Origin of the sequence: Pseudomonas baetica (genome assembly GCF_051216495.1) — a bacterium.
GTDB lineage: Bacteria > Pseudomonadota > Gammaproteobacteria > Pseudomonadales > Pseudomonadaceae > Aquipseudomonas > Aquipseudomonas baetica_B.
Genome location: NZ_JBPKAM010000016.1, coordinates 71,424 through 80,979, shown reverse-complemented (window position 1 = coordinate 80,979; position 9,556 = coordinate 71,424). Strand labels below are relative to the sequence as shown.

The window sequence follows — 9,556 nt, the reverse complement described above, 5'->3', positions numbered from 1 at the left end:
AACGAGTAAAACAGTCGCTCCTGCCCACTCGATAACTGTCCCATCATGCTGTGTGATCCCCCACCGGCCAATGCAGAGATTTTGCAGCAGGCCAGACAGGGGAGCTACTTTTTCAACAGAATCGGCCAAAAGCGGACTTTCCACTCTGTGCGCTTTCGACCCATAACGGCCCTCCGTGAGGGGCAGAAACGGCCAGGGTCAGACTGACGGACCTCCAAGGCGTGGCACTGAATTTTGCTTCCCTTGGTTACATTCTTTTTGTTGAAGGTAGGTTTCAGCGCGGGCCTGACGAATTAGAAACTTACTCTTACAGGACAATCGATTCACTGGTAAAGCGCGGCTTTCTTGAGTGAAACGGCTCGGATGGATACGTGATAACTCAAGCGGGACGCGACGGGCTGAAGAGTCATAGCGGATTTGGGTAGTTGCACAGACCACTAGCCTGGTTAGCGGTTTTTTCGCCCCCAAAAAAAGGCCTTTCCATCTCTGAAAAGGCCTGTCGCAATTAGCCTATGACCGCCGAAAACCCCTAAAGTTTCAGTGAAAAAACAGCAACTTAGAGAATTGTGCCAAGTCGTGTTACTCGTCGGATTTCAATTGTAAGCCCCCGTCCAGAGCCTCAGGATCGCCTCGGCACCCCTTTGAGGTTTTCATAAATGAAGTACTCCTCGATTCTCTTGTTGTCGCTTGGCCTGTTAAGCGGCGTTGCGTCGGCAGGCGGCAATACCGAAGCAGGCATAGGCGGCGCATTGGGCGGAGTATTGGGCTCGGTGGTCGGCCAGTCGATCGGCGGCAGCACCGGCTCGGCAATCGGCGCAGGCGTGGGTGGCGCGGCCGGTGGTGCGGTGGGCGCCAACAAACACAGCCGTGGCGAAGCGGCCATTGGCGGCGCACTGGGCGCAGCCGGCGGTAACGTGGTAGGTCGCAAGATGGGCGGCACCACTGGCAGCCTGATCGGCGCGGCAGCCGGTGGCGGTGTAGGCGGCGCCCTGGGCAATCACATGGGCCGGGAATATGATGATGAAAGTGGTCATCGCTACCGTGGTGGTTACTATGACGACGATCGCGGCTGGCGTCGTCACCACCACGACCGTGGCCATCACTATGGATGGCGCAAACACCACAAAAAATGGCACGACGACGACAACGACGACCAAGACTGATCCCCGCGTTACAGGCCCATTGGAAGGGCTGGCCGCAGCAGTCGCGGCCGGCTAGACCAACATCTCCAGTCCCCCTAGGCTGCCCGAACCATTTCTGCAAGCCTCAATCTTCCTAAGCATATCAGTGGCGGTGGATGTGCCAGGAGCAACAATCAAATCATTTGAATGTTGGTAAAAAGTAGGACATGAGTCCGCTTTGGGTCGATTGCAGCCAGCCATGAACAGCGACTTTCGACAAAAGAGGGGGATGTTCTCCAACGGTTCTGAAAAACCGCAACCAGTCTTACCCCCCACCTGCGCTGCTTCGAATCTCCCCAAGCATCCGCGCCGTATCTCTCGAAGGCGGTAACCCAAACACCCGCACATAGTCGCGGCTGAACTGAGTCGCGCTTTCATACCCCACTTCAAACGCCGCCCCCGTGACGCTTTTGGCATGGGCCACCATCAGTGTCCGGGCCTGTAGCAAACGAACCCGCTTTTGATACTGCAGTGGGCTCAGCGCGGTGACGGCTTTGAAGTGTCGGTGGAAGGCCGACACGCTCATTGATGCGAGCTGTGCCAATGCATCCACCCGGATGGGGTCGGCAAAGTCCTGGCGAATGCGCGCAATGGCCAGGTTGACCCGCGCCATGGCGCTGTCGGGGGCCGCGATATCGCGCAGCATCCAGCCATGGGGACCTTGCAGGACACGGTACAGAATCTCTCGCTCGTAGACCGGCGCAAGGGCGGCGATTTCCTCGGGCTTGTCCATCAAGCGCAGCAGGCGTACCCAGGCGTCCATCAGTTCGGGCGTGACGGCGGCCACCGAAAAACCGGTTTCTTGTTCATGCTGTCCGAGCGGTTTGGGCAAGTCGGCGAGTAGCGTTGTCAATACAACCGGATCAAGTGTCAGGCTGACCGCCAGATATGGTTCACCCGTTGCCGTCGGGTGAACGCTGCCCACTGCCGGCAACTCGATGGACATCACAAAGTACGTCGCCGGGTCATAGCGCAGCGTGCGGTCGCCGATGGTCATCGACTTACTGCCTTGCAGAATCAGGTTGATCATCGGTTCGTAGACGGCGGCCAGCAGGTGTTCAGGGATTTCGCCCTGAACCATGGCAACGCGAGGGATACCTGTATCCGTGCGGCGGTTTTCGGCGCGGCACGCCAGGGCGCGAAGTTCTGTCAGTTGGGTATTCATGGCGTTCATCTGAACTCACGCGGCTGCGGGCACGCAAGCAAAAAGCAGAAACAGGCAGGTTTCGAGCAGGAACGGCTGCGCCTGCCGCGAGGCGGATGGCTACTGTGGTGACCCTGGATCAACGCCCATTCCATCGAAGTGGCGGGCGGTTATTTCATTTGAATCAGTACCTGAGTGCGAGGTTTGCCCATGCTTGATCACCTTTTTCTGTCGGTCAGTGACATCAATCGTTCCGTTCGTTTCTACACAGCGGCACTGACTCCGCTGGGCATCACCGCAAGGCTTGATTACGACGGCAAGGACGGGCCACCAGGGCATCCTGACCTGAAAGGGTTCGGTGCCAATGGACGCATGTTTTTCTGGTTGCGCGATGGCGTGGTGGAGGGGCGGGCGGTACATGTGGGTTTTGTGGCGAGCAGCAAGGCCGAAGTCGACGCGGCCTATGCGGCGGCTCTGCAAAGTGGCGCGGTCGACAACGGTGCCCCGGGCGCACGCCTGCATTACGACCCCGATTACTACGCGGCCAATGTTCTCGACCCGGATGGTTACAGTCTCGAATTCGTCTACAAGAACTGGCAGCACGTTTCATGAGCACATTAATGATTTACGGGGCGACGGGGTACACCGGTCGCATGGCAGCCGAACAGGCCAAGGGGCGGGGGCTGGACATTGTCATTGCCGGGACGGTGATCACTGACGCTTAGCGCTGTGCTCGTGATGTGTGCCACCGTGATGCACGGCGCGTGACGGTTGTACCCTCAAAGCAAGCGTTCAATGGCAGAATCTCCTCAACTTGATCGTTTTGGAGAACACCATGCTTCGTGCGTTTGAACGAAGGCTCGACCCTTTTCCTCCTGACGAGGTACCACCGCCACCCAACGGCCTGGCTCGTTTCCTGTGGGCCTGTACGCGCGGCGCCCGGGGTTACATCCTGGCCTTTGCGCTGCTCAGCGCCGGGGTGTCGATTTACGAAGCCTGGCTGTTTTCCTTCCTTGGGCAGGTGGTGGACTTGCTCTCGACCTGGCAGGCAGGTGGAGATGCGGCCGCGCAGGAAAGCCGCGTGTTGTGGGGCATGGGCATCATCATGGCGGCCAGTGTCGGGCTGGTGGCGTTGCGTACCATGGTGCAGCACCAGATTTTGGCGATTAACTTGCCGTTGCGGCTGCGCTGGGATTTCCATCGCCTGATGCTGCGGCAAAGCCTTTCGTTTTTTTCCGATGAGTTTTCCGGCCGGGTCACCACCAAGGTGATGCAGACGGCGCTCGGGGTGCGCGACCTGCTGTTTACCCTGATCGAGATCTTGCCCGGGATCGGCGTGTATTTCATTGCGATCATCGCGCTGGCCGGCGGTTTTGCAATGAAACTGATGCTGCCTTTCGTGGCCTGGGTCGTGTTGTTCGGGCTGGCCATGTGGTACTTCGTGCCGCGCTTGGGGAAAGTAGGGCAGGAACAGGCCAATGCGCGGTCGATGATGACCGGGCGCATTTCAGACGCCTACACGAACATCACGACGGTCAAGCTGTTCTCCCACTCCAATCGTGAAGCGCACTTCGCGCGTGCAGCGATGGAGGATTTCAAGCAAACCGGCTTTCGCCAGATGCGCCTGGTCAGCCAGTTCGAGATCGTTAATCAGGCATTGGTAGTGGCGTTGATCATGGCGGCAGGGGGTTATGCTCTGTGGCTATGGCACCAGGGAGAGGTCGGGGCGGGTGCCGTGGCGGCCATCACCGCCATGGCGTTGCGTATCAATGGCATGTCGCACTGGATCATGTGGCAAATGACCTCGCTGTTCGAGAGCATCGGCACCGTGCAGGACGGCATGGCAACCCTTACCCGGGGCCCGAAGGTGCAGGATGCGCCGGGCGCGGGCGTGCTGGTGACCTCCGGCGGCGCGGTCACTTTCGATAAGGTGAGCTTCAACTACAACGGCGAACGCCAGGTGCTCGATGGCCTGAGCCTGAATATCCGTCCGGGTGAAAAAATCGGCCTGGTGGGCCGCTCTGGCGCCGGCAAATCCACGCTTATCAACCTGCTGTTGCGCTTCTATGACGTCGACAGCGGGGAGATTCGCATCGACGGACAAAACATCGCACAGGTGACGCAAGACAGCCTGCGTGGTGCCATCGGCATGGTCACGCAGGACACCTCGCTGCTGCACCGTTCCATTCGTGACAACATCGCTTACGGCCGTCCCGACGCGACCGACGCGCAAATCCGCAGCGCCGCGGCCAATGCCCAGGCCGATGAGTTCATCAGCCAGCTGAGCGACCGGCAAGGCCATACCGGCTACGACACCCTTGTAGGGGAGCGGGGCATCAAGCTGTCAGGCGGCCAGCGCCAACGCGTCGCGATTGCCCGGGTGATGCTCAAGAACGCCCCGATCCTGCTGCTTGACGAGGCCACCAGCGCGCTGGACTCGGAAGTCGAAGTGGCCATTCAGGAAAGCCTCGATGAAATGATGCAGGGCAAGACCGTGATCGCCATCGCTCATCGGCTGTCCACGATTGCGGCCATGGACCGGCTTATCGTCATGGATGAAGGACGCATCATCGAACAGGGTACCCACACCGAATTGCTCGGAAAGAATGGTGTCTATGCGCGACTGTGGCAGCATCAAAGCGGCGGTTTTCTAGGTGAGGATCAGGGCGTGGTCGAGGCTATGGATCAGGCGTGAGCGATCGGGTGACGGGCTGGAGTTCGACGGGTATTGTTGCCGCGGATTCGAACTCACAGCTCACGGGCCCAAGTCTGGCTGACCAGGTCTTTGCCGAAGCTGTGAGTCTGCTCTTCTTCAACCAACTCAAAACCTGCTTTCTGGTAAAGCTTGCGAGCATCGGTGAGCACGCTCATCGTCCACAGCACGATTTTTTTGTAGCCGGCCTGGCGCGCGAAGCGCAGGCATTCTTCGACCAGGCGCTGGCCGATGCCCAGGCCTCGGGCGCTGGCGTCCACGTACAGCATGCGCAGTTTGGCGGTGGTTTCGTCGTGCCTCACCACGAACACTGAACCGATGACCTCGCCGTTTTTTTCAGCGATCCAGCAGCGGTCGGTGGCTGGATCGAATTCGCGCAGGTACCGGGAAACGATCTCGGCTACCAGCGCTTCGAATTCGCCATTCCAGCCGTATTCACGGGTATAGAGTGCCGCCTGCTGCTGCACGACTTTGCCCATGTCTCCGGGTTGAGGATCACGCAGCAAGTAGCTCGACTCTCTTTCTCCCAGCAAATTTTCGATCAACTTCATGGCAGCGATCAATTGATGCTGCTGCGGCTCGGACAGGCGTTCGAGCATGGCGATGACTTCTTCCCGTGATCTCTTCTCCAAGGGTGCAAGCACCGAGCGACCGAGGTCGGTGATATGGAGTTGGGAGGCTCGCGCATCGGTTGCGCTGCGAACTTTCTGGATCAAACCCTTCTTCTCGAACCCGCTGGTCATTCGGCTCATGTAGCCGGCATCCAGGCTGAGCATCTGCCGCAGGTCCGCGCTGGTCAGGTCGCCGCGAGAAGCCAGCTCATAAAGGATCCGGGTTTCGGTCAGCGAGAACTCGCTTTGAAGCAAGTGTTCTTGCAGCACGCCGATCTGATGGGTGTAGAAACGGTTGAAGCGACGAACGAAGTCGGCGCGCTCAATGAGGGGAGTGGTGGACATGATGATGCTCTAATGGTTGCCTTAAGCAACTATATATTTGCCTTGGGCAACCATGTCAAACATTTTCAGGAAGCGCCGACCGTTCTCAGATGGAGCGCTGGTTGACCCGTGCCGTGAGTTGCTCGGCCGACTCCTTGCGTTCCGAATAACGATCCACCAGAGAAGCCTGATGGCCGCGCAGCAATACGGTGAACTTCACCAGTTCTTCCATCACGTCGACCACTCGGTCGTAGTACGCCGAAGGTTTCATCCGGCCGGCTTCGTCGAACTCCATGAAGGCCTTTGGTACCGACGACTGATTGGGGATGGTGAACATGCGCATCCAGCGCCCCAGCACTCGTAGTTGATTGACCACATTGAAGGACTGCGAGCCGCCGCAGACCTGCATTACCGCCAGCGTCTTGCCCTGGCTCGGGCGAATGGCGCCCAGTGCCAGGGGAATCCAGTCGATCTGCGCCTTGAAAACGGCCGACATCGCACCGTGCCGCTCGGGTGAACACCAGACCTGACCTTCCGACCACAGCACCAGGTCGCGCAGTTCCTGCACCCTGGGATGATCCACCGGTACATCGTCAGGCAGTGGTAATCCGGAGGGATTGAAGATGCGGGTTTCTGCGCCGAAGTGCTGCAGCAGGCGCGCGGCCTCTTCCACCAGCAGGCGACTGAAGGAGCGTTCGCGCGTCGATCCATAGAGCAAGAGGATGCGCGGTTTGTGCTCGCCTGGCCGGGGTTTGATCTGCGCGTCGTCGACCAGGGAAAGGTCGAGGTTGGGCAATTGCTCTGACATACATCCTCCTGCTCAGAGAGCGCCGATTCGATCCAGCTCGCGTTTGAGTTCATCGCGGCTGAGGCTGTTGAAGGGAAGCGCGAGGAAAGCTTTGCAGCGTTGTTCGATGCGCGCCAGTGTGGCGTGGAAAGCGGCGTCGACAGTTGCGTCATCACCTGTTACGTCCGAGGGATCTTCCAGGCCCCAATGGGATTTGAGCGCCGGACCGAAAAACACCGGGCAGCTTTCACCGGCTGCCTTGTCGCACACGGTAATGACGATATCCGGCAGGTTATCCTCGAAGGCGTCATTGCCCTTGCTGCTCAAACCCTCGATGGAAATACCGGCTTGCTGCAACGTGGTCAGGCTACGCGGCAGTACTTGTCCTTTGGGAAAACTCCCGGAGCTCACCGCTTCGAATCCCTGTGGCGCCAGATGATTGAACATGGCTTCGGAAAGAATGCTGCGGCAGCTGTTGGCCGTGCACATGAACAGGACTCGCATGGATTGCTCCTTCCGCAATGGCGGACATCAAAGGCTCAGGCGCAATGACAGCGCCGAGAGGGTGATCAACAGAACCGGAAGGGTCAGCAGGACGCCGACCTTAAAGTAGTAACCCCAGGTGATGCGCATGCCTTTACGCTCCAGTACATGCAGCCAGAGCAGCGTGGCAAGACTACCGATGGGGGTGATTTTCGGGCCGAGGTCGCAGCCGATGACGTTGGCGAAGACCATCGCTTCGCGGACTACACCCTGCGTTTCGCTGGCGTGAATCGACAGCGCACCGATCAGCACGCTTGGCATGTTGTTCATCACCGAAGATAGCAGCGCGGACAGCAGGCCGGTGCCGATGGCAGCGCTCCACAGACCTTGTTCGGCCAGGCGGTCGAGTACGTGGGTGAGTGCATCCGTCAGCCCGGCGTTCTTCAGGCCGTACACCACCAGGTACATGCCCAGGGAGAAGATCACCACCTGCCAGGGCGCTTCGCGCAACACGCGGCGGGTGGAGATCCTGTGCCCCTTCGCGGCGACCGCGAAGAGGATCGCGGCGCATACTGCCGCCACCGCGCTGATGGGAATGCCCAAGGGCTCGAGGGCAAACAGGCCAACCAACAAGACAACCAATGTCCACCAGCCAACGACAAATGTGGCGCGGTCGTGAATCGCCGCTTCGGGCTTCTTCAGTGCATCGATGGCATAGCGTCGCGGCAAGTCCCGTCGGAAGTACACAAAGAGCACCAGCAAGGTAGCGCCGACGCTGGCCAGGTTCACCGGCACCATCACCGAGGCGTACTCGGCAAAGCCCAGACCAAAGTAGTCGGCGGACACAATGTTCACCAGATTGGACACCACCAGCGGCAGGCTGGCAGTGTCGGCGATGAACCCGGCGGCCATGACGAAGGCCAGCGTCGCGGCAGGGGAGAAGCGCAGCGCCATCAGCATGGACATGACAATGGGCGTCAGGATCAGCGCCGCGCCGTCATTGGCAAACAGCGCGGACACCGCAGCGCCCAGCAGCACGCAAAAAGCGAACAAGCGATAGCCGCTGCCATTGGCCCAGCGCGCCACATGCAAGGCGGCCCATTCGAAGAAACCCGCTTCATCCAGCAACAGACTGATAACGATGACAGCGATGAAGGTGGCGGTCGCGTTCCAGACGATGGCCCACACAGTGGGAATGTCCTGCAGCGACACCGCGCCCACTGCCAGGGCGATGACCGCGCCAATAGCGGCGCTCCAGCCTACACCGAGGCCCTTGGGTTGCCAGATGACCAGAACGAGGGTGAAAACGAAGACAGCAGCAGCGACCAGCATCAAAGGCTCACTCGGTGGGGATTCAGCAACAGGCAGCATCGCGGACAGGGCGTCCGTTCATGTTTTGCAAGCGCGAAGCGTTGTTCTGCAGCCAATCGGCGTTGGCCTGCAATGTCACTTGCAGGATCTCGTGCACCCAGGTGGGGAGATCCGGATTGAGGCGGTAGTAGACCCATTGCCCCTGACGGCGGTCCAGCAGCAGGCCACTACTGCGCAGTTGGGCGAGGTGGCGACTGATCTTCGGTTGACTGTCGTCGAGAGCACACATCAGTTCACAGACGCAAAGCTCGCCCTGGTGGGCAATCAATAGGGTCGCGCGAACACGGGTTTCGTCAGCCAGGCTTTTGAACACATCGGGAGGCGTGATCATGTCGGGTGCCTTTACATATGGATAGCTGAATATACGGATATCCATATGTATGTGACAAGCTATTCGTTATCTTCGACCTCCGGAGCCCGGACCGGTTTGATCAGGTATTCTGGATTTTTCCGAGTGCGGTCTGGAGAGTTACATGAAGGTTGGCGTGATCTCCGATAACCATGGCTTGCTCCGCACCGAAGCCCTTGCCGCATTGCAGGGCTGTGAGCGGATCATCCATGCCGGTGACATCGGCAAACCGGAAATCCTCGATCAACTGGCGTCGATTGCTCCTCTGCATGTCGTGCGCGGCAACAATGATCTGAAACTCCCTTGGGCCGACCGGATCGCTGATTACCTGCTGTTCGACCTCGAAGGATGGCCAACCCTGCTGGTTCATGACATGGCCGATGTCCCGGCATTGCTGGATGCCGACCCCCGACTGGTGATCACCGGCCATTCCCACAAACCCTGCATCGAATGGCGCGGCGACCGGCTCTATCTCAACCCCGGCAGCGCAGGGCCGCGACGTTTCAAGTTGCCGGTGACGCTGGCGCTGATTGAGGTGCTGAAACACTCGATCGAGCCGCGTCTGATTTCGTTGCTGGAATGACGGTTCCATG

Annotated in this window: 10 protein-coding genes; 4 read left to right on the top strand and 6 right to left on the bottom strand. The window is 59.3% G+C overall.

Annotated features, from left to right (window positions below; all coding sequences use genetic code 11):
• Positions 1-656: 656 nt before the first annotated feature.
• On the top strand, positions 657-1,163 hold the full coding sequence (locus ACSFE6_RS08770) for a glycine zipper domain-containing protein (RefSeq protein ID WP_433735495.1): 507 nt from the start codon (positions 657-659) through the stop codon (positions 1,161-1,163).
• A gap of 283 nt (positions 1,164-1,446) precedes the next feature.
• Here ACSFE6_RS08770 and ACSFE6_RS08765 read toward each other — a convergent pair whose 3' ends face one another.
• A complete protein-coding gene (locus ACSFE6_RS08765; RefSeq protein ID WP_435427231.1) occupies positions 1,447-2,346 on the bottom strand; it encodes an AraC family transcriptional regulator in 900 nt (299 codons plus the stop codon).
• A 189-nt stretch (positions 2,347-2,535) separates the two neighbouring features.
• Here ACSFE6_RS08765 and ACSFE6_RS08760 point away from each other — a divergent pair, with 189 nt between their 5' ends.
• Both ACSFE6_RS08760 and ACSFE6_RS08755 read left to right on the top strand, forming a co-directional pair.
• Positions 2,536-2,937 (top strand): VOC family protein, encoded by a 402-nt coding sequence (locus tag ACSFE6_RS08760; RefSeq protein ID WP_435427228.1) that lies wholly within the window; start codon positions 2,536-2,538, stop codon positions 2,935-2,937.
• A gap of 223 nt (positions 2,938-3,160) precedes the next feature.
• On the top strand, positions 3,161-5,020 hold the full coding sequence (locus tag ACSFE6_RS08755; protein WP_435427227.1) for an ABC transporter ATP-binding protein: 1,860 nt from the start codon (positions 3,161-3,163) through the stop codon (positions 5,018-5,020).
• Positions 5,021-5,073: 53 nt separating this feature from the next.
• On the opposite strand, the gene ACSFE6_RS08750 is transcribed toward ACSFE6_RS08755, so the two are convergent.
• The 5 genes from ACSFE6_RS08750 to ACSFE6_RS08730 all read right to left on the bottom strand — a co-directional run bounded on the left by ACSFE6_RS08750 (position 5,074) and on the right by ACSFE6_RS08730 (position 8,945).
• On the bottom strand, positions 5,074-5,994 hold the full coding sequence (locus tag ACSFE6_RS08750) for a bifunctional helix-turn-helix transcriptional regulator/GNAT family N-acetyltransferase (RefSeq protein WP_435427226.1): 921 nt from the start codon (positions 5,992-5,994) through the stop codon (positions 5,074-5,076).
• An 85-nt stretch (positions 5,995-6,079) separates the two neighbouring features.
• Entirely contained in the window at positions 6,080-6,781 is a 702-nt protein-coding gene (gene arsH, locus ACSFE6_RS08745) for an arsenical resistance protein ArsH (RefSeq protein WP_435427225.1), read from the bottom strand.
• Between the two features lie 12 nt (positions 6,782-6,793).
• Positions 6,794-7,264: an arsenate reductase ArsC gene (locus ACSFE6_RS08740; protein ID WP_435427224.1), complete on the bottom strand. Its 471-nt coding sequence runs from the start codon at positions 7,262-7,264 to the stop codon at positions 6,794-6,796.
• A 27-nt stretch (positions 7,265-7,291) separates the two neighbouring features.
• Positions 7,292-8,575 (bottom strand): arsenic transporter, encoded by a 1,284-nt coding sequence (locus ACSFE6_RS08735; RefSeq protein ID WP_435427223.1) that lies wholly within the window; start codon positions 8,573-8,575, stop codon positions 7,292-7,294.
• Positions 8,576-8,597: 22 nt separating this feature from the next.
• Positions 8,598-8,945 carry a metalloregulator ArsR/SmtB family transcription factor gene (locus ACSFE6_RS08730; RefSeq protein WP_435427222.1) on the bottom strand — a complete coding sequence of 116 codons (348 nt, stop codon included), beginning with the start codon at positions 8,943-8,945 and terminating at the stop codon, positions 8,598-8,600.
• 142 nt (positions 8,946-9,087) lie between these two features.
• Between ACSFE6_RS08730 and ACSFE6_RS08725 the strand changes: the two genes are divergently transcribed.
• On the top strand, positions 9,088-9,546 hold the full coding sequence (locus ACSFE6_RS08725) for a metallophosphoesterase family protein (RefSeq protein WP_435427221.1): 459 nt from the start codon (positions 9,088-9,090) through the stop codon (positions 9,544-9,546).
• Positions 9,547-9,556: the final 10 nt, after the last annotated feature.

Coding starts and splice junctions, on each gene's coding strand:
- ACSFE6_RS08765 (WP_435427231.1), bottom strand. CDS start 2,346: ATGAATACCCAACTGACAGAACTTCGCGCCCTGGCGTGCCGCGCCGAA.
- ACSFE6_RS08750 (WP_435427226.1), bottom strand. CDS start 5,994: ATGTCCACCACTCCCCTCATTGAGCGCGCCGACTTCGTTCGTCGCTTC.
- ACSFE6_RS08730 (WP_435427222.1), bottom strand. CDS start 8,945: ATGATCACGCCTCCCGATGTGTTCAAAAGCCTGGCTGACGAAACCCGT.
- ACSFE6_RS08760 (WP_435427228.1), top strand. CDS start 2,536: ATGCTTGATCACCTTTTTCTGTCGGTCAGTGACATCAATCGTTCCGTT.
- ACSFE6_RS08735 (WP_435427223.1), bottom strand. CDS start 8,575: ATGCTGGTCGCTGCTGCTGTCTTCGTTTTCACCCTCGTTCTGGTCATC.
- arsH (WP_435427225.1), bottom strand. CDS start 6,781: ATGTCAGAGCAATTGCCCAACCTCGACCTTTCCCTGGTCGACGACGCG.
- ACSFE6_RS08740 (WP_435427224.1), bottom strand. CDS start 7,264: ATGCGAGTCCTGTTCATGTGCACGGCCAACAGCTGCCGCAGCATTCTT.
- ACSFE6_RS08725 (WP_435427221.1), top strand. CDS start 9,088: ATGAAGGTTGGCGTGATCTCCGATAACCATGGCTTGCTCCGCACCGAA.
- ACSFE6_RS08770 (WP_433735495.1), top strand. CDS start 657: ATGAAGTACTCCTCGATTCTCTTGTTGTCGCTTGGCCTGTTAAGCGGC.
- ACSFE6_RS08755 (WP_435427227.1), top strand. CDS start 3,161: ATGCTTCGTGCGTTTGAACGAAGGCTCGACCCTTTTCCTCCTGACGAG.